At 74.3% G+C, this 19161-nt stretch carries 18 protein-coding genes; 12 read left to right on the forward strand and 6 right to left on the reverse strand.

Translation table 11 applies throughout. The features are described from left to right. The first annotated feature begins 23 nt into the window (after positions 1-23). Positions 24-1343, forward strand: coding sequence for a GAF domain-containing SpoIIE family protein phosphatase (locus AB0C84_RS18035; protein WP_361067207.1), 1320 nt, complete (start codon positions 24-26; stop codon positions 1341-1343). Further along, entirely contained in the window at positions 1340-1699 is a 360-nt protein-coding gene (locus AB0C84_RS18040; protein ID WP_338742686.1) for an STAS domain-containing protein, read from the forward strand. The genes AB0C84_RS18035 and AB0C84_RS18040 overlap by 4 nt, the downstream gene beginning before the upstream one ends. A gap of 42 nt (positions 1700-1741) precedes the next feature. Here the strand turns inward: AB0C84_RS18040 and AB0C84_RS18045 are convergent, their stop codons facing one another. Both AB0C84_RS18045 and AB0C84_RS18050 read right to left on the reverse strand, forming a co-directional pair. Then, positions 1742-2401 (reverse strand): response regulator transcription factor, encoded by a 660-nt coding sequence (locus AB0C84_RS18045; RefSeq protein WP_258941612.1) that lies wholly within the window; start codon positions 2399-2401, stop codon positions 1742-1744. Further along, positions 2398-3540: a histidine kinase gene (locus AB0C84_RS18050; protein ID WP_361067212.1), complete on the reverse strand. Its 1143-nt coding sequence runs from the start codon at positions 3538-3540 to the stop codon at positions 2398-2400. Before AB0C84_RS18050 ends, AB0C84_RS18045 begins: the two co-directional genes overlap by 4 nt. A 164-nt stretch (positions 3541-3704) precedes the next feature. Between AB0C84_RS18050 and AB0C84_RS18055 the strand changes: the two genes are divergently transcribed. The 9 genes from AB0C84_RS18055 to AB0C84_RS18095 all read left to right on the forward strand — a co-directional run bounded on the left by AB0C84_RS18055 (position 3705) and on the right by AB0C84_RS18095 (position 11690). Further along, complete coding sequence (locus tag AB0C84_RS18055) at positions 3705-5156, forward strand: MFS transporter (protein ID WP_361067215.1); 1452 nt, start codon at positions 3705-3707, stop codon at positions 5154-5156. A gap of 56 nt (positions 5157-5212) precedes the next feature. Further along, positions 5213-5650 carry a cupin gene (locus AB0C84_RS18060; protein WP_361067218.1) on the forward strand — a complete coding sequence of 146 codons (438 nt, stop codon included), beginning with the start codon at positions 5213-5215 and terminating at the stop codon, positions 5648-5650. Positions 5651-5684: 34 nt separating this feature from the next. Continuing rightward, a complete protein-coding gene (locus AB0C84_RS18065) occupies positions 5685-6839 on the forward strand; it encodes an FAD-dependent oxidoreductase (RefSeq protein ID WP_361067221.1) in 1155 nt (384 codons plus the stop codon). 57 nt (positions 6840-6896) lie between these two features. Then, positions 6897-7427: an SMI1/KNR4 family protein gene (locus tag AB0C84_RS18070; protein WP_361067340.1), complete on the forward strand. Its 531-nt coding sequence runs from the start codon at positions 6897-6899 to the stop codon at positions 7425-7427. 159 nt (positions 7428-7586) lie between these two features. Further along, positions 7587-7994, forward strand: a complete 408-nt coding sequence (locus AB0C84_RS18075) for a hypothetical protein (protein WP_361067224.1) — start codon at positions 7587-7589, stop codon at positions 7992-7994. Positions 7995-8103: 109 nt separating this feature from the next. Further along, positions 8104-8784 (forward strand): DUF4389 domain-containing protein, encoded by a 681-nt coding sequence (locus tag AB0C84_RS18080; protein WP_361067227.1) that lies wholly within the window; start codon positions 8104-8106, stop codon positions 8782-8784. A gap of 89 nt (positions 8785-8873) precedes the next feature. After that, positions 8874-9914 (forward strand): zinc-dependent alcohol dehydrogenase family protein, encoded by a 1041-nt coding sequence (locus AB0C84_RS18085; RefSeq protein ID WP_361067230.1) that lies wholly within the window; start codon positions 8874-8876, stop codon positions 9912-9914. 20 nt (positions 9915-9934) lie between these two features. Then, on the forward strand, positions 9935-10768 hold the full coding sequence (locus AB0C84_RS18090) for a universal stress protein (RefSeq protein ID WP_258941620.1): 834 nt from the start codon (positions 9935-9937) through the stop codon (positions 10766-10768). 52 nt (positions 10769-10820) lie between these two features. Continuing rightward, on the forward strand, positions 10821-11690 hold the full coding sequence (locus tag AB0C84_RS18095; protein ID WP_361067234.1) for a universal stress protein: 870 nt from the start codon (positions 10821-10823) through the stop codon (positions 11688-11690). 117 nt (positions 11691-11807) lie between these two features. On the opposite strand, the gene AB0C84_RS18100 is transcribed toward AB0C84_RS18095, so the two are convergent. Beyond that, positions 11808-12233: a pyridoxamine 5'-phosphate oxidase family protein gene (locus tag AB0C84_RS18100; RefSeq protein WP_361067237.1), complete on the reverse strand. Its 426-nt coding sequence runs from the start codon at positions 12231-12233 to the stop codon at positions 11808-11810. 117 nt (positions 12234-12350) lie between these two features. Next, positions 12351-14768, reverse strand: a complete 2418-nt coding sequence (locus tag AB0C84_RS18105; protein WP_361067240.1) for a glycosyl hydrolase family 65 protein — start codon at positions 14766-14768, stop codon at positions 12351-12353. A 180-nt stretch (positions 14769-14948) separates the two neighbouring features. Between AB0C84_RS18105 and AB0C84_RS18110 the strand changes: the two genes are divergently transcribed. Next, positions 14949-15836 carry a universal stress protein gene (locus AB0C84_RS18110; RefSeq protein ID WP_361067243.1) on the forward strand — a complete coding sequence of 296 codons (888 nt, stop codon included), beginning with the start codon at positions 14949-14951 and terminating at the stop codon, positions 15834-15836. A gap of 20 nt (positions 15837-15856) precedes the next feature. On the opposite strand, the gene AB0C84_RS18115 is transcribed toward AB0C84_RS18110, so the two are convergent. Together AB0C84_RS18115 and AB0C84_RS18120 are read right to left on the reverse strand one after the other, a co-directional pair. Beyond that, positions 15857-16381 carry a CBS domain-containing protein gene (locus AB0C84_RS18115; RefSeq protein WP_361067246.1) on the reverse strand — a complete coding sequence of 175 codons (525 nt, stop codon included), beginning with the start codon at positions 16379-16381 and terminating at the stop codon, positions 15857-15859. Next, positions 16378-19101 (reverse strand): HAD-IC family P-type ATPase, encoded by a 2724-nt coding sequence (locus tag AB0C84_RS18120; RefSeq protein WP_361067249.1) that lies wholly within the window; start codon positions 19099-19101, stop codon positions 16378-16380. Before AB0C84_RS18120 ends, AB0C84_RS18115 begins: the two co-directional genes overlap by 4 nt. Positions 19102-19161 lie beyond the last annotated feature (60 nt).

Genomic DNA, 19161 nt, shown 5'->3' on the forward strand with positions numbered 1-19161 from the left:
GGTCCCGACCAGAGGAGGTGACGGTGACGGAGCCTGCCCGCCACCTCGAATCCGTGCCCGCACCCGCCGCCGAACGGGAGCGGCTCGCGGCCGTCCGCCGCTACCGGATACTCGACACCCCACCCGACGGCACGTTCGACACCATCGCGTCCCTGGCCGCTCGCTGCTGCGACGCGCCGATCGCCACCGTGGCCATCGTGGACAGGGACCGTATCTGGTTCAAGGCGGCCCATGGTCTGCACGGCGTGTCACAGATCGACCGCGATCCCGGGCTGTGCGCCTCCGCCATCCTCCATGACACCCCCTACGTCGTCACGGACGCGCTCACCGACCCGAGGACGGCCGCCAACCCCCTCGTCCACGGCGAGCTGGGCGTGCGCTTCTACGCGGCCGCCCCCATCACCACCGCGGACGGCCACCGCCTCGGCACCGTCAACGTGCTGGACACCCGTCCCCGCGACGCGTCCGAGGCGCAGCTGGACATCCTGGGCGACCTGGCCGCTCTGGTCGCCCAGGAGCTGGAGCGGCGACTGTCGTCGATCTGCACCATCACCGCCGAGCGGACCATGCGCACCGGGGCCGAGCGCCTGGTGCGCACCCTCCAGCGCACCCTGCTGCCGCCCGCCCTGCCGAAGGTGCCGGGCCTCGACGCCGCCGCCGCGTACCATCCGGTCTCCCAGGACGAGGTCGGCGGCGACTTCTACGACCTGTTCCCCCTGAACGACGGCCGCTGGGCTTTCTTCCTCGGCGACGTGTGCGGCAAGGGCGCCGAGGCCGCCGCCCTGACCTCCCTGACCCGCTACACCCTGCGCGCCGCCGCCATCTACGAGCCCGACCCGTGCGCCGCGCTAGGCAACCTCGACGCCGTCCTCAAGGGGGAGTACCAGGGCGACCCGCGCTTCTGCACCGCGCTGTTCGGGGTCCTCGCCCCCGAGCCGGACGGTTCCTTCGCCGTCACGCTGGCCGGGGGCGGCCATCCGCCCGCCCTGGTGGTCCGCGCGGACGGGACGGTCGAATCCGTCGACACACCCGGCGGGCAGCTCATCGGGATACTGCCCGACCCGGTCTTCGGGCAGGCGGAGGTCCGCCTCGCCCCCGGCGACGCCCTCCTGCTGTACACCGACGGCCTCACCGAGGCCCGCACCCCGGACGGCGCGATGCTCGGCGACGAGGGCCTCACCGCCCATCTGACCAGCGCGCCCTATGAGGGAGCGGATAATCTGCTGGCGAACGTCCATAAACTGCTCACGGAACTGGGCGCGGGAGTCAGCGACGACACGGCTCTGCTGGCTCTGTCCGTGCCTCGCCGTGCCGAATCGTCCGGACAGGAGCCACTTCGGTGACCGACCACACCTTCACCGTCAGCCTCCCGTCCGAGGGGGCCGAGGTCCCCGTCCTGCGCGTCGCGGGAGACCTCGACTACCACACGGCCCCGCGCCTGCGGGAGGCCCTCGAAGCCCTGCCGCTGGCCTCGGGCGGCGGCGCCGTGCTCGACGTGACGGAGCTGAACTACTGCGACTCCACCGGCATCACCGTGCTGATCGCCGGCTACCGCAGGGCGCAGGCGGCCCAGAGCAGGATCGTGCTCGCCGGGCTGAACCCCGACCTCACCCGGGTCTTCGAGATCACCGGACTCGACCAGGTCTTCGCCTTCCACCCCACCGCCGACGAGGCCGTCAAGTCCCTGGGCGAGCGGTGAGGCGACCGCGCCGAGACCGCGGGGCGAGGCCGCCGGGCGGGGTCAGCCGCGCCGCGGAGTGACGAGGCCGGACTCGTACGCGAACACGACGAGCTGGGCGCGGTCCCTGACGTGCAGCTTGGCCAGCACCCTGCTGACGTGCGTCTTCGCGGTGGCCGGGCTGATCACCATGTGGGCGGCGATCTCGTCGTTGGACAGGCCGCGGGCCACCAGCACGAGGACCTCCCGCTCCCGCCTGGTGAGCATGTCGAGCCCCTCGGGGGCGGGGTCGGGACGGCGCGCGACGTACTCGCCGATCAGGCGCCGGGTGATCGCGGGGGACAGCAGCGCGTCGCCGCGGGCCGCGACCCGCACGCCCCGCACCAGGTCCTCGGGCTCGGTGTCCTTGACCATGAACCCGCAGGCGCCGGCGCGCAGCGCGTTGAAGACGTACTCGTCGAGGCCGTAGTTGGTGAGGATCACGACGTGGACGCCGCTCAGCCGGGGGTCGGCCGCGATCAGCCGGGTCGCCTCGATGCCGTCCATCACCGGCATCTGGACGTCGACGAGCGCGACGTCGGGCCGGTGCTCGGCGGCGAGCGCGACGCCCAGCTCGCCGTTCGCGGCCTCGGCCACCACCTCGATGTCGTCCTCGATCTCCAGCAGGGCCCGGAAGCCGCCGCGGATGAGCGCCTGGTCGTCCACGAGCAGTACGCGGATCACGAGGGTTCCCCCAGGGGAAGTTCGGCGCGCACGGTGAAGCCCCCTTCGGGCCGGGGCCCGGCCCGCAGCCGGCCGCCGAGCGCGGTGACGCGCTCGCGCATGCCGAGCAGGCCGGTGCCGGGCACGGGCGGCGCGTCCGGGTCGGCCTGGCCGTCGTCGTCGACCTGCACGACCAGTTCACCGCCCGCGTAGTCGACCCGCACCGCCGCGGCCGCGCCGCCCGCGTGCCGGGAGACGTTGGTGAGCGCCTCCTGGACGATCCGGTACGCGGCACGGTCCACTTCCGCGGGCAGGTCGCACCGCGTACCGGAGATCGTCACCGTGGCCGGCAGCCCGATCGAGCGGGCCCGCTCCACCAGGTCGTCGAGCCGGTCGAGGCCGCTGGCGGGGGACTCGCCGCCGGAGCGGTCGTCGTCGCGCAGCACCTCCAGCGTGGCGCGCAGCTCGCGCATGGCGTCGCCGCTGGCCTCCTGGATGGCCAGCAGGGCGGGCGGGACGTCCTCGCCGCGTCTGCGCGCCAGGTGGACGGCCACCCCCGCCTGGACCTTGATGATCGAGATGCTGTGCGTGAGGGAGTCGTGCAGCTCCCTGGCGATGCGCAGGCGCTCCTCGCCGGCGCGGCGCAGGGCCGCCTCCTCGCGGGTGCGCTCGGCCTCGGCGGCCCGCCGCTCGGCCTCCTCGAGGTAGGCCTGCCGGTGCCGGGTCACCGTCGCCGTCACGCCGGCCGCCACGAACCATCCGACCAGCAGCGAGAGGCTCTGCAGGTCGCGCAGGGAGCCGTCCGCGCTGGGCAGCCGCACCATCAGGCCGGCGCCGAGGAAGGCCGCGCCCACCAGCGCGGTGGCGAGCCGGTGGCCCGCCCTGAACGCGGCGAACACGGCCACGATGACGGGGAAGGCGGCCGCCGGGCCCGGCCGGACGTGCGCGGCGAGCGCCAGCATGCAGCCCGCGCTGACGACCAGGGCCGCCAGGGGCGCCCGCCGCCAGGCGACGAGCGCGAGCGAGCCGGCCAGGGCGGCGGCGAGGTCGAGCGCGCCCGCGTGCGGGGTGATGGCCACGACGACCGACAGGAAGAGGGCCATCGCCACGGCGAGCAGGCCGTCCTGGGCGAGCGGCCGCCACCGGTTCATGGAGCTCATCCGTGCAGATTAGGACCGTTTTCCCCGAGATTCCTCGGCGGCATGGCGGAGAAATCACTACATCCTGCGGTGTAGTGCCACTGATCGTACGCCGCGGGCGTCAGCGCGAAAGGCCATCTCCCGAGCGATGTGCGCTGACCTGCTCGAACATCACCATTTCAGGCATGCAAACGATCGAGGAGAAGGCCGGGGCCCGCCCCGGGATGACACTGGCGGTGGTGGCCGTCGTGCAGTTCATGGTGTCGCTGGACCTGTCGGTGGTGAACGTGGGCCTCCCGCGGATCGCCTCCGGCCTCGGGTTCGGCGCGGTCGGCGTGACCTGGGTGATCCACGCCTACGCGCTCTCCTTCGGGGGGCTGCTCCTGCTGGGCGGCAAGGCCGCCGACCGGTACGGCCGCAAACCCGTCCTCCTGCTCGGGCTCGGTCTGTTCGGCCTGGCCTCCCTCGCCGGCGGCCTGGCTCAGGAACCCGGCCATCTCGTCGCCGCCCGCGCCGCCCAGGGCGTCGGCGCGGCGGCGCTGGCACCGGCCGCGCTGGCGCTGCTGACCGCGACGTTCCCCTCGGGCCGGGCGCGGGTCCGGGCCTTCGGGATCTGGAGCGCGACGAACGCCGCCGGAGGCGCGCTCGGCGTCCTCATCGGCGGCGTGCTCACCGAGTACGCCGGCTGGCGCTGGGTGATGCTGGTGAACGTGCCGATGGCCGCCGGCGCGCTGGCACTGGCCTGGCGCGGAGTCGCCGCCGGACCGCCCCCGGACCGCGGCGGCCGCCCGGACGTCCTCGGCGCCGTCCTGGCCACCGCGGGCATGAGCCTGCTGGTGTTCGGGATCGTGCGCACGGACCGGCACGGGTGGACCTCGCCCGTCACCCTGACGACCCTGGCCGTCGCCGCCCTGCTGCTGGCCGCGTTCCTCCACCTGGAGCGGACCACCGCCCGCGACCCGCTGATCAGACTCGGCCTGTTCGCCAACCGCTCGGTCGCCGGCGCCAACGCCTTCAACCTCCTGGTCGGCGCCGCGATGGCCTCGTCCTTCTACTTCATGTCCCTCTACCTGCAACGCGTGCTCGGGCACGGAGCGGCGCTGACCGGGACCATGTTCCTGCCGTTCGCGCTGGGGGTCGTCGCCGGATCGTTCCTGGCCGTCAAGCTCGGCTACCGGCTGGCCCCCCGGACCCTGCTGGTCGCCGGCGGGCTGCTGGCGGCGGCGGGGTTCGCCTGGTTCGGCCTGATCAGTTCGGACGGCGCCTTCGGCACCGACGTGCTGGGGCCCTCGATCGTCGCGAGCGTGGGCTTCGGGCTCTGCCTGGCGCCGGTCGTGTCCATCGCCACCGCCGGGGTCGCGGCGCGGGAGACCGGCACCGCCTCGGCGCTGCTCAACAGCTCGCGCCAGATCGGCGCCTCCCTCGGGCTGGCCGCCCTCGGCACCGCCGCGCAGCACCGCAGCGGCGACGTCCCTACTCCTCAGGCCCTCAACAGCGGGTACGCGCTCGGCCTCACCCTCGGCGCCGCGCTCCTGGCCGCCGCCGCCCTGGTCGCCTTCACCGTGCTGCCCCGGACCGCCCCGCCGTCGCCGGCCGGGCAGATCGACGACCGCGACCCGCTGACCGTTTCCGGTTGACCGGACCGGCGAGACCCTCGCCGCCGAGCAGCCCACCCCAGAAAGGACGTCCCGGCATGACCGTCGCCCCGATCGATCTCTTCTCCTGCTTCCTCCACCTCCGCCAAGGCGGCGGGATCGAGGCCGCCCCGCGCGCCCTCGACGACGAGCGCGACGGATGGCGGCTGACGGCCTTCCACGCGAAGACCGACGCCGACGTCCACGCCGACCACTGGGAGGTCCACCCCGAGGCCGAGGAGGTCGTGTCCTGCCTCATCGGGAAGCTGCGCCTCTACCTCCGTCCCGAGGAGCCGGGCCTGCAGGAGGAGGAGATCAGGCTGACGGCCGGAACCGCCGCCATCATCCCGCGCGGACGATGGCACCGCATGGAGCTGGACACGCCCAGCAGCATCATGGCCCTCACCCTGCCCCGCGGCAGCCGCCTGGAGAAGCGGACCGCCGGCCGTCCCCGCGGCCCGGAACCTACCGCCGTCCACCGCGCCGCCCTACGGTGATGAACCTGGTCCAGGGTGGGAAGGAAGCATCGCGATGGGCACGTACGTCGTCGTCGGAGCCGGGCTCATGGGCGCCGCGACCGCCTGGCAGCTGGCAAGGCGCGGGCACGAGGTGACGGTGCTGGAGCGTCGCGCGCCGGCCAACGCCGAAGGCAGTTCCCACGGATCCGCGCGGATCCTCCGGTACGGCTACGCCGACCCCTTCTACGCCCAGATGGTCGTCGACGCGCGGCGCGAATGGCGGGAGCTGGAGCGCCTGTCCAGCGAGCGGCTGTTCACCCGCACGGGTTCCCTGGACGCCGGAGCGGCCCGGGATCCGGCGGCCCTGGCCGAGGTGTTCGCGAAGGTCGGCGTCGATCACGAGCTGCTGACCGGCGCCGAGGCGGCCGCGCGCTGGCCGCGGTTCCGCTTCGGGGAAGGCGACGTGCTGTGGCATCCGGCCGCCGGCGTGGTCGACGCGGAGGCCTCGGTGGCGGCCATGCTGCGGCTGGCGCGGGCCGAGGGCGCCCGGGTCGAGACCGGCCGTCCCGTGTCGTCGGTCGAGCGGGCGGGCGGCGGCCACCGGATCGTGGGCCCGGACGGGCGGGCGGAGGAAGCCGAAAAGGTCGTCGTCGCCGCCGGTGGCTGGCTGCCCGACCTGCTCGGCGGCCTCCCGCTGCCGGACTCGTTCCTGGCCGCGTTCCCGCCGCTCCAGGTGATGCAGGAGAACGCCTACCACTTCCCCTATCGCGACGCTCCGGAGGAACCCTGGCCGACGTTCATCCACAAAGAGTCGGACGCGCTGGTCTACGGCCTTCCCGGCGGCCGTGACGCAGACCTCCCCGACGGCCGGAGCGGCCAGAAGGTGGCCGAGTTCAACGGCGGGCGGCCGATCCGGAGCGCGGCCGCGCAGACCGGCGCGATCGACCCGGCCAACCGCGAACGGATCGTCGCCTACGTCCGGCGGGCCCTGCCCGGCGTCGTCCCCGAGCCGTACGCGGAGACGACCTGCCTGTTCACCAACACCCCCACCGAGGACTTCGTGGTCGACGGCGCGGACGGGATCACGGTCGTCTCGCCGTGCTCGGGGCACGGCGCGAAGTTCGCGCCGCTCCTCGGCCGCATCATCGCCGAGGCGGCGTCGGGGGAGCGCCCGGCCCCGGACCGGTTCCGGGTGCGGGCCGGCCGCGCGGCCCCGCCTTCGCGCTGACCCGCGGCCGCCGCCCCGGTACGGGTGAAGATCGCCTAGCCTGCCCGGGTGACGAACATGCCTGAGGATCTCGCGCTGCCCGCCGCTCTCACCGAGGTGGCCGCGATCGGCTTCGAATGGGAATGGGACGACGAGACCGACGAGGCGCGCGGCTGCGACTTCGAAATGTACGACCACTTCGAGGACCCCGCGAAGACGGCGTGGTGGTTCCGCCTCTGGACCGGCAACCCGGACGCGGACGGCGGCGTGTTCCGGTTCTTCGGCTCGACCGGGGCGGGCGACTACGCCGGTTTCTGGCTGGTGCGGCCCGGCGCGCCGGTCACCGGCCAGCCCGTGGTCTACCTCGGTTCCGAGGGCGACCGCGGCGTGATCGCGCGCGATCTCGGCGACCTGCTGTGGCTGTTCGCCGCCGGCCTCGGGCCCGGGGAGGCGTTCGAGGACCCCGAGTCCCCCGAGGAGCCGAACGACGCCTTCCGCGCGATCGCCGAGCGCCACGCCCCCGGCCGCCGTTCGCCTGCCGAGATCGTGGCCGCCGCGCGGGCGGAGTTCCCGCACTTTCCGGACCTCATCGCCGCGCTGTGCCGCTGACCCCGTAGGCGCCGGGCGGTTCGGGACCTTCGTCCCCCGGACCGGGACCTCCCTCCCTACCCGTCCCTCGCCGGGGGCGGGGATCGTCGATGTGCGCGACGGCCATGCCGCACGGCTGGGCACGACGGGGCCGGCGTGCCGCCACGAACGGGAGGGAACATGAGCGGCACTGGGACGGGTGTGGCCGATCCGGCGCTCCTGGAGGACCGGCTGCGCCGGCACCACCGGCGCTGCCTGCCCGCGCTGAGCAGGCTCAGGCTGGTGGCGAGGAGCGGCCTCGGAACGGGCGTCGACGTGCGCGCCGCCACCGCCGAGGTCATGGCCGAGCTGCGCGCCGCCGAGGCGATCCTGCTCGACACCCTGTCCGGGAGCGTGCGCCGCGAGGCGCTCGCCCACTTCCTGGCGTGCCGCGTCAACCGGCTCACGATCGTCGCCGAGCACGCCGCCGCGACGGCGTCCGCCGGAGACCTGCCCGCCCTGCGGCGCCTGCTCTACCAGTTCCACGCGCTGGCCGAGGCCATGTGGAAGGTGCAGCTGGGCCTGCGGACCCCTGACCTTGGTCCCTGAGGGGCGCGGACGTTCCTCCCTACGCCGCCGAGGCGCGAAAGCCGACCGTGGTCCTAGGACATGCCCGGTGACCATCAGGTCGCCGGACGCTCGGCTGAGGGAGGACGAGATGGACGGCCGAGACACGCCGGTCCACGTGGAGGGACGGCTGGAGGAGCCTCTGTCGCGGTGGCTGTGGCTGGTGAAGTGGCTGCTGCTGATCCCGCACTACATCGTGCTGTTCTTCCTCGGGATCGCCTTCACCGTGCTCACGGTGGTCGCGTTCTTCGCGATCCTGGTCACCGGCCGCTACCCGCGGCCGATCTTCGAGTTCGACGTCGGGGTGCTGCGCTGGGCGTGGCGGGTGGCGTTCTACGGCTACGGCGCCCTGGGCACCGACCGGTACCCGCCGTTCACGCTCGGAGACGTCCCGGACTACCCGGCCCGGCTGCGGATCGACTACCCCGAGCGCCTGTCGCGGGGGCTGGTGCTGGTGAAGTGGTGGCTGCTGGCGATCCCGCACTACCTGGTGGTCTCGCTGTTCACCGGCGGCGGCATGGGCGGGGAGAACTGGAACTCCCCGGGCGTCGTCGGGCTGCTGGTGCTCATCGCCGCGATCGCGCTGCTGTTCACCGGGGGCTACCTGCGGGGCGTCTTCGCGTTCGTGATGGGGATGGACCGGTGGGTCCTGCGGGTGGCCGGCTACGCCTTCCTGATGACCGACCGCTACCCGCCGTTCCGGCTGGACATGGGCGGCGCCGAGCCCGGTGCCGAACCGGTGCCCGCGGCGCCGGACGCGCCGGGACGTTAGGCCCGCGCCCTGGGACGTTAGGCCCTGCCGCCGCCGTCGCCCCCGTTCGACCCTGGTAGCGAACCTGAGGACGACGAGGGAGGCTCGCCATGCGGGCGCTGGTGTACCACGGACCCGGCCGGAAGTCCTGGGAGGACGTGCCCAAGCCCGAGATCGTCGCGGACGGCGACGCGGTGGTGCGGGTGGACGCGGTGACCATCTGCGGCACGGACCTGCACATCCTCAAGGGAGACGTCCCGGCGGTGACCGAAGGGCGGATCCTCGGGCACGAGGCGGTCGGCACGGTCGAGGCCGTCGGTTCCGGCGTGCGGACGGTCGCGCCGGGCGACCAGGTGCTGGTGTCGTGCATCACCGCGTGCGGCACGTGCCGGTTCTGCCGCGAGTCCCGGTACGGGCAGTGCCTGGGCGGCGGCGGCTGGATCCTCGGCCACAAGATCGACGGGACGCAGGCCGAGTACGTCCGGGTGCCGTTCGCCGACACCTCGGTGCACCCGCTGCCGTCCGGCGTGCCCGCGCAGGACGTGCTGATGCTGGCCGACATCCTGCCGACCGGCTACGAGGTCGGCGTGCTCAACGGAGCCGTCCGTCCCGGCGACGTCGTGGCGGTGGTGGGCGCCGGCCCGATCGGGCTCGCGGCGATCATGGGGGCGCGGCTGTTCAGCCCGAGCCACGTCGTCGCGATCGACCTGGCCGACAGCCGGCTGGAGGCGGCCAAGCAGTTCGGCGCCGACGCCACCGTCAACAACTCCCGGCAGGACGCCCTGGCGGCGGTGCGCGACATGACCGGCGGCCTCGGCGCCGACGTGGCCATCGAGGCCGTCGGCGTCCCCGAGGCCTTCGAGCTGACGGTCGCGCTGGCCCGCCCCGGCGGCCGGATCGCCAACATCGGCGTGCACGGCGCCCCGGCCGCGCTGCACCTGGAAGAGCAGTGGATCCGGGACATCACCATCACCACGGGACTGGTGGACACCTTCTCCACGCCCACCCTGCTCAGGCTCGTCGCCGGGCACCAGCTCGACGCCGGGCGGTTCGTCACCCACCACTTCGCGCTGGAGGAGTTCCCGAGGGCCTACGAGGTGTTCGCCGACGCCGGCCGCACCGGCGCCCTCAAAGTCGTCCTGACCCGCTGAACCCGAACCGAGGAGAGGCCATGCCGACCCAGATCATCGTGGGCGTCGACGGCTCCGCGCACGCCTGGCGGGCCCTCGACTGGGCCGCCGACTACGCCGTCCGGCACCGCAGGCCGCTGGAACTGGTGCACGCCTCCCGCGCGCTGGTGGACGACGGGGCGATCCCGAAGGACGCGCTGCGCCGGCTGGTCGCCGAGCGGGAGGACCTGCTCGCCGAGGCGCGGCAGTACGCGCTGAAGGTGAATCCCGACCTCGACGTCGCGACGCGGCTGGTCCGGACGGACCCGGGCGGCGCGCTGGTGGAGGGCAGCGAGCACGCCGCGCTCGTCGCCGTGGGGTCGCGCGGCATGGGCGGGTTCGAGGGCCTGCTGTTCGGGTCGGTCGGGCTGTACACCGCCGCGCACGCCCGGTGCCCGGTGCTGGTGGTGCCGCGCGAGGCGCCCTACCCCGCCGAGGCCCCGGCACGGATCGTGGTGGGGATCGAGGACCGCCCCGGCGAGATCGCCATGGCCGGCTGGGCCTTCGAGGAGGCCGCCTCGCGCGGCGCCGGGATCCTGGCGCTGCACGCCGTGGGCGGGGAGTTCGGGTCCCCCCGCCGGCGGGTGATGGAGGACCTGGAGCTGTCGGAGGCCCTGGCGGGCCTGCGCGAGCACCACCCGGACGTCCGGGTGGAGCAGCTCGTCTCCGACCGGGCGGCGGGCCAGGCCCTCGTCGAGGCGTCGCGGTCGGCCGCCCTGGTGGTGGTGGGCGCCGCCCGCCGGACGGGCCGGATCGGCATGGCGCTGGGCCGGGTCAACCACGCGGTCCTGCACCACGCGCACTGCCCCGTGGTCGTCGTGCCCATCGACAGGTGACCGGCGCCGCCCCGGCGGGACGTCCACCGGGGGAAGCGAAGAGGAGTTGACCATGTCCGATCCGATCATCGTCGGAGCCGACGGCTCCGTCCCGTCCGAGCGGGCCGTCGCCTGGGCCGCCGACGAGGCCGCCCGCCGCGGCCGCCCCCTGAAGATCCTGCACGCGGTGGAGCGGTGGGGGTTCGACATCCCGCTCAACACCGCACCCGGCGAGGTGGTCTCGCTGAGGCGGGAGGGCGAGGAGGTGCTGATGGCCGCGGAACGCGTCGCGCACGCCCGGCGGCCGGAGGTGCCGGTGAGCCTGGAGCTGGCGTCCGCGCGCACCGTCCGGGCGCTGGCCGAGCACTCCGAGGAGGCGTTCGAGGTGGTGGTGGGCAGCCGCGGTCTCGGCGGGTTCGCGGGCCTGGTCCTCGGCTCGGTCGGGCTGGGCGCGGTCCGGCACTCCGCCTGCCCCGTCGTGGTGGTGCGCGGCGAACCGGCCGCCGAGCGCCGCGAGATCGCCGTGGGCATCGGCCTCGGCGACGACGACTCCGCCGTTCTGGAGTACGCGTTCCGGGCCGCCGCCGCACGCGAGGCCAGGCTCCGCGTCGTGCACGCCTGGCCGTTCCCTGCGGCCCTGGACGAGCCCGGAGCGGGCCTCGACATCCGCCGCGTCGAGGAGCGGGCCCGGTGGCGCGTCATCGAGGCGCACGCGCCGATGCGCAAGAGCTTCCCGGGAGTGGAGGTCGTGGAGGACCTCGTGCAGGACAACCCCGCCGCCGCGCTCGTCGCCGCGTCCCGCGACGTCGATCTGGTGGTCGCCGGCTCGCATCCCCGCGAGGGCCTGACCGTGCCGCGCAGCCGCGCGGTGATGCACGGCCTCCTGCACCACGCGCACTGCCCGGTCGCCGCCGTTCCCGCCGTGACCGCCCCCGCACCGTGAGCGCGACACCGGACATGGTCGCCTGGACATGACCGCCGCATTCGAAAGGCCCGGCAGCCGCCGGGCCTTTCAGCGATGAGAGGGCGGGCGCCGGTCCGAGCGGTGCGCCCCGGCCGTTCAGGCCGCGGTCTCGCGGTCGCCGGCCATGACGACCCCGACGCGTTGGCCGCTGATCCGCCCGCAGGAGACCAGGATGAACTCGGCGCCCGTTCCCGCCGTCCAGGGCCGGAGGGCCTCGCGGGCGCGGTCCCCGGGATCGCGGACGACCCGCGCCCGTCCGACGACGGTGACCGACCACCCGATGCGGTCGGCGGCGTCCAGGTCGTCGGCCTGGAAGGCCACGATCGCGCCGCGGGTCGCGGCGACCAGCCCGGAACCGCGCGACACCGGGATGACGACGTCCTCGCCGTCGACGACGAAACCGACCGGAGCCACGGCGGGCAGCGCCTGCCGGGTGAAGACGATCCGGCCGACGGCGGCGGTGCCCATCAGGCGCAGGCACTCCGCTCGCGTGAGGCCCGCCGCCTCGTCCGCGCTCCTCATGGCTTCCTCCCTCATGACTCCATGCTCCGCGCCGCCCGCGGCGGGCGGGAGGGGCCCTAGGTCACCGCGCCGGTCGCCGTCCGTCCCCTTCCGGCCGGGCCCTTCGAACGGCCCGGCTCAGCCGCCGGCCGGCGGCGGCCTGCCGGCGAGCAGGGGACTCTCCCAGGACGCGCCGGGCTGGATCTCGATGTCCTCGGCGCCGTAGGAGATGCGGATGGGGGAGGCCGCGCCGGGGCGCAGCGCGACGCGGACCAGGTCCTGGCGGCAGGTCAGGTCGATCCCCCAGTGGCCGCGGTAGCGCAGCCCGAGGCGCAGCTCGCCGATCGCCGAGGGCAGGCGCGGCTCCAGCCGCAGCGCGCCGCCCCGGGTGCGGACCCCGGCGTGGCACCGCTGGACGAGGTCGACGGTGCCGGCCATCGCCCCCAGGTGGATCCCCTCGGCGATGGTGCCGCGCTGGATGCCGGTGATGTCGGTGAACAGCGAGTCGAGGAAGACGTCCCAGGCCTCGTCCCCGTCGGTGTAGGCGAGGAGCCAGGCGTGGACGAGCGAGCTCAGCGTCGACCCGTCGCAGGTGCGCGGCAGGTAGTAGGCGATGGTCCGGGCGGCGATTTCGGGCCCGTGCTTGTATCCGAGGTTCCGCAGGACGGCGTCCAGCTCGCCCGGCGAGAGCACGTAGAAGAGCATGAGCACGTCGGCCTGCTTCGAGGCCTTGTAACGGTTCGGCGAGTCGCCCTCGGCCTCCAGGATCCGGTCCAGCCTGCGGATGTCGCCGTAGCGCTCCCGGTAGCGGGCCCAGTCGAGCTCCTCCAGGTCGCCGTAGCCCTCGAACTGGCTGATCACGCCGGAGTGGAACGGGACGTACATCTTGCGCGCCACGTCCTCGAAGCGGGTGATCTCCTCGCGGGTCAGCGCGAGCCGCTCGCGCAGCTCCCCGCGGCGGTCCTCGGGGAGGACCGCGAGCGCCTCCAGCGCGCGCTCCAGCAGCCAGGCGGCGAGGACGTTGGTGTAGGCGTTGTCGTCCAGGCCGGGCCGGTCCCGTCCCGGGTAGGCGTCGTGGTACTCGTCCGGGCCCATGACGCCGCGGATCCCGTACCGGTCGGTGGAGTGGTCGTAGACCGTCAGGTCGGCGAAGAACCGGGCGACCTCCAGCATGATCTCCGCGCCGTACTCGGCGAGGAACTCGGCGTCGCCGGTCGCCTCGTAGAAGCGCCAGACGTTGAGCGCGATGGTCAGGCCGACGTGGCGCTGCAGGTGCGTGTGGTCGGGCAGCCACCGGCCCGACCGCGGGTTGAGGTGGACGAGCTGGGTCTCCTCGCGGCCGTCGGCGGCGCTCTGCCACGGGTACATGGCGCCGCGGCGCCCGGCGTCCGCCGCCGCGCGCCGGGCGGCGGGCAGCCGCCGCCACCGGTACATCAGCAGCGCGCGGGCGATCTCGGGGAACCGCATGGTCAGGAACGGGAGGATGAACACCTCGTCCCAGAAGACATGGCCGCGGTAGGCCTCCCCGTGCAGGCCGCGTGCGGGGACCCCGACGTCCAGGTCCACGATGTGCTCCGACACGGTCTGCAGCAGGTGGAAGATGTGCAGGTTGAGGACGCGCTGGACCTCGACGTGATCCACGCTCAGCTGGCAGCGCCGCCACAGCCGGTTCCACGCCAGCGTGTGCCGCTCCAGCAGGGCGTCGAAGCCGCCCGCCCCCGCCGCGGCCCCGAGCGCGGCCTCGCCGGCCTCCTCGACGGCGCGGTCGCGGGAGGTGAACACCGCCGCCACCTTCTCGACCGTGACGTGCGCGCCCCGCTCGGCGTCGACGGTGAGGTCCTGGGCGGCCCAGCCGGCCTCGGTGAGCCGGGATGCCTTGGCGGGGACGGACACGCGGGTGCGGGCCGCGACCCCGATGCCGATCTTCGATGAGACGGTCGAGGCGCGCAGCAGGAGCAGCTCCGGGTCGCTCTGCGGCGGCGGCTCCTCGCGGGTGAGGTGGGTTCCGGGCAGGCCGCGGTACCGCTCGACGCCGGCGTTGGCGACCCGTCCGTCCAGCGCGGACCGGATATGTAGGGCGCCGCTCCAGTCCTCGGCGACGATCGTGGTCTCCAGCGCGGCCAGGTGCGGGTCGTCCATGGAGACGATCCGGCGCTGGGCCAGGCGGAACGTCCGCCCGGCCCGGTCGCGCACGCGGACGAGCCGGGTCAGGACGCCGCGCCGCAGGTCGAGTTCCTGCCGGTAGGACAGGAGCCGGTCCTCCCTGAGGGCGGCGTCCGGATCGAACCACTCGCCGTCCTCGGCGCGGAAGGTCAGCGGCAGCCAGTTCGGCATGTTGACGAGGTCGGCGTTGTCGGCGTGCAGCCCGCCGATCTCGGCCTGGAGCCGGTCGTAGCAGCCGGCGACGTAGGTTCCGGGGTAGTGGACGCCGTCGGCCGGCGACTCGGGAGCGGCGCCCCGGGTGGCGACGTAGCCGTTGCCGAGGGTGCACAGCGCCTCCCGCAGCCCCTCCGTCGCGGGATCGTAGCCGTCATAGGCCAGGACCCACCGGCTCATGGCGTCTCCTCACACCGTCGAGGCCTCCGGGGGACGTTCCCTCCACCCACGCTGTCATCGGCCCGCCGCCGTCCGGCAGTACCGGACGACCCGGCGCGGGGGGACCTTCGGCCCCTGCCTCGCGCGTTCCGGCGGGCCGAGACTGTAGTCGGGACCCTGTTGGAGGAAGGGGGCGGGCGGATGGCGGCGCTGACGAGGGCCCAGAGGTCCAACGTCCTGTTCGGCTACGACGGGACCAAGGAGAACGACCCGGCGCTGCGCTGGGCGGTGGAGGAGGCGCGGCTCCGCGGGCTCGACCTGATGCTGTGCTACTGCTGGCACTGGCCCTACCCGAGCGGTCACGTGGACGCCGGCGTGCAGGCGGTGCTCCAGCGGGCGGGCGAGAACCTCCTGCGCAAGGGAGCGCGCCGCGCACGCGCCCTGGGCGCGCAGGGGAAGGTGCGCACGCTGCTGAGGCGGGAGCCCGCCTGCGACACGCTGGTGTACGAGTCCGACGACGCGGAGCTGATCGTGGTCGGCTCGCACGAGCGGCACCGGATGCCCGCGGGCTCGACGGCGACGGAGCTCCCGTCGCGGACCCGCCGTCCCGTGGTGGTCGTCCGCGGCGCGGACGGCGGTCACGGTCTCGTCGTGGCCGGCGTCGACGCGTCGGAGAGCGCGGACGCGACGGTCGGCTTCGCCATCGAGGAGGCCGCGCTGCGCGAGTGCGACCTGCGCGTGGTGCACGGGGCGTGGGAGCCGGGCGCCGTCCCCGAGAGCGACCTGCCCCTGTTCGCCGACAAGGCCAAGCTGTTCCAGGCGCGGGCCGCGATGCTGGAGAAGGTCGTCCATCCCTGGCGGCGGCGTTACCCGAAGGTCCATGTGGACGTCATGCCGCTGCTGGAGCGTCCCCGTGAGGCGCTGCTGGACGCCGCCGGAACCGCCGACCTGCTCGTGGTCGGGGACCGCGGCACCGGAAGCCTGGACCCGCTGCTGCTGGGGGCGACCAGCTCGGCGATGCTGCACCACGCCCCCTGCACGGTCGCCATCGTCCCGGCGCCCCGGTACGCCGCCCAGAACGCCGCGTGAGGAGCGCCCGCCGGATCGGATCAGTCGGGGCCGATGCTGCTCCGCCCGGGATGGGGGGCGGGCGTCGCGCGCGGGAGCACGGGTTCGATCCGGTACAGCGACGGCATGCCTCCGGTCCGCGCCGGGATCTCGCGGTGCACCCCGGCGAGGGCGCAGACCAGGTCCCGTGCGGTGACGAGGCCCGCCAGGGCGCCGTTCTCGTCCGTCACCGCCACGTAGTCCCTGTCCGACTCCAGCATGGCCAGGGCCGCTTCGGCGACGGTGGCCGACGGGCGCACCGTCGCGGGCGGCCGGGACGGCAGGAGGGCCGTGACGGGGCGGCGGGCCTCGCGGGGGACGGCGGCGTTCCAGGACGAGGTGAGGGTCTGGGCGTCCAGGACCCCGAGGAAGCCGCCCTCGACGTCGGTGACCGGCAGGTGGTGGATCTCGGCCCGGCACATCAGCTCCCAGGCCATGATCACGGACTCGTCCGCGGCGATGGTGAGCAGGTCGCGGCTCATCAGCTCGGTGACGGCGCGCTGCTCCAGCGGTGGGCTCGACGTCATGGCTCCTCCTCCGGGCTGGACGGCTTACCTCCGCCTCCAGACTCCTCGCGGGCGCCGGCCGCCGGCAGGGGCGAACGTCCCGCGCCGCCCTGCCGGAGGGCCGGATCAGCGCGCCGCTGGACGTACTTGAGGATCTCGACCACCACGTAGGAGACGGCGGCGATGACGACGATCCGCGCCCAGGCGGCGGCGCCGAGCGGGGCGGAGCGGAACAGGTCGTTCATGAAGGGCGCGTAGGTGTAGAGCGCCTGGATGGCGATCAGGGCCAGGACGCTGGCGCCGACCCAGGGGTTGCGGCGGACGCCGTGCCACAGCAGCGGCCGGTCCAGCGACAGGCAGTTGAAGAGGTAGGTGAGCAGCGTCAGCGCGAAGACGTTGACGACCACCGTCTGCGCGACCGCCGGTGTGGCGCCGTGGGCGCGTTCCCAGTGCTGGAGGCCGAACGCGCCGGCGAGCAGGATCGCCGAGACCGCCAGGATCCGCAGCGTCATCGCGCGGGTGAGCAGCGGCAGGGACGGGTCGCGGGGCGGGCGGCTCATGATGTGCTCGTCCTTCGGCTCGACGGAGAACGGCAGGCCGAGCACGAGCACCGCGGTCATGTTCAGCCAGAGGACCTGCAGCGGCAGGACGGGCAGCGCCGTGCCCGCGACGATCGCGGCGACCAGCACGAGCCCGAGCCCGATGTTGGACGGCAGCGCCCAGACGATGAACTTCACCAGGTTGTCGAAGACGCCGCGCCCCTCCTCGACGGCCTTCTCGATCGAGGCGAAGTCGTCGCCGGTGAGGACCATGTCGGCCGACTCCTTGGCGGCGTCGGTGCCGGTGCGCCCCATGGCGACGCCGATGTCGGCCTGCTTGAGCGCGGGCGCGTCGTTGACCCCGTCCCCGGTCATCGCGATGACGTGCCCGCGGTCCTGCAGGATCTGGACGAGGCGGAGCTTCTGCTCGGGGGAGACGCGGGCGAAGACCGTGGTGGCCTGGACGCGTTCGGCGGAGACGTCGCCCGTGAGCTCGGCGCCCGTCATCACCTCGCCGTCCAGCCCGACGCGGGTGCCGACGGCGCGCGCGGTGGCGGCGTGGTCACCCGTGATCATTTTGACGTGGACGCCCGCGTCGTGGCAGGTCCGGACGGCCCGGGCGGCGTCCTCGCGGGGCGGGTCGAACATGGCCTGCAGGCCGAGGAAGGTCAGCGGGGGCGGCTCGTCCAGACCGGCGCCGCCGGCGTGCCCCCGGGCGAAGGCCAGCACGCGCAGCGCCTGGCCGCCGTAGGCCTCGGCGCGCGCGGTGACCGCCGCGCGGTCGAGCGGGACGGGCGTGCCGTCCGGCCCGGCGGCGGTCTCGCACAGTTCCAGGATCCGCTCGACGGGGCCCTTGACGTAGACGGTGCCGTCCTCGTGCAGGGTGGCCATGTAGCGGCGTTCGGCGGAGAACGGCAGCGTTGCCGTGCGATCCGGCACCGCGTCGACGCCGGCCTTGGCCGCGCTGGTCAGCAGGGCCCCTTCGGTAGGGTCCCCGGTGATCTGCCAGCCGTCCCGCCGGTGCAGCTGCGCGTCGTTGCAGCCGAGGCCGGCCCGGAGCGTCTCCCTGAGCGCGGGGTGGCCGGCGAGGTCGATCTCCCGGCCGTCCCGCCGGATCGTCCCGTCGGGCGCGTAGCCGGCGCCGGTGACGGTGTAGTCGCGCCCTCCGGCGGACACGGCGGTGACGGTCATCTGGTTCTGGGTGAGGGTGCCGGTCTTGTCGGTGCAGATGACGGTGGTGCTGCCGAGCGTCTCGACGGCGGGCAGGTGCCGGACGATGGCTCCGCGGCGGACCATGCGCGAGACGCCGAGCGCGAGGGTGATCGTGACGACCGCGGGCAGCCCCTCGGGGATCGCGCCGACCGCGAGGGCGACCGCGGCCGTGAGCATCTCGGTCGCGCCGCGCCCGCGGAGCACGCCGATGAGGAAGGTCAGCGCGGCCAGCGCCAGGATCGCCACCGTCACGATCTTGCTGAAGTGGGTGATCTTGCGGGTGAGGGGCGTCTGGACCGCGCCGGTGCCCTCCACCAGCCGGTGGATGCCGCCGAGCTCGGTGTCCGCGCCGGTCGCCACCACCAGACCCGCGGCGCTCCCGGCCGTCGCCAGCGTGCCGGAGAAGGCCATGCCGGTGCGGTCGGCGAGGGCCGCCTCGCCCTGCGCCGCGGTGTCCTTGGCGACGGGCACCGACTCGCCGGTGAGCGCCGACTCGTCCACGGCGAACTCGTCGGCCCGCAGCAGCCGCAGGTCGGCCGGGACCTTGTCGCCGGCCTCCAGCCTGACCAGGTCGCCGCGCACCAGCTCGGCCGACGGCACGCGCCGTGCGGCGCCGTCCCGGACGACCAGCGCCGCCGTCCGGGCCATTGCGGCCAGGGCGCCCAGCGCCTTCTCCGCGCGCGACTCCTGGACGAACCCGACGACGGCGTTGACGACCACCACACCGAGGATCACCAGCGCGTCCACGTGCTCGCCGAGCAGCCCGGTCACCGCCGCCGACACCAGCAGCACGTAGATCAAAGGACTGTTGAACTGGAGGAGGAACCGCGCCACCGGGCCGCGCCCGCGTGCGGCGGGCAGCGTGTTGGGCCCGTCCCGCTCCAGCCGCCGCGCCGCCTCGTCGGACGCCAGCCCGTCGGAGGCGTCGCCGCCGAACTCGCGCACCACGTCTTCGGCCGTCCGCCGGTAGGGCGCCGGAGCCGTCGTCATCGTCGCACCTCCTGCCGCCCTCAGCATGGCGGCACGCGGCGACGCGGATCAGGGCCGAAG

This window comes from Actinomadura sp. NPDC048955 (assembly GCF_040649435.1).
GTDB lineage: Bacteria > Actinomycetota > Actinomycetes > Streptosporangiales > Streptosporangiaceae > Spirillospora > Spirillospora luteofluorescens.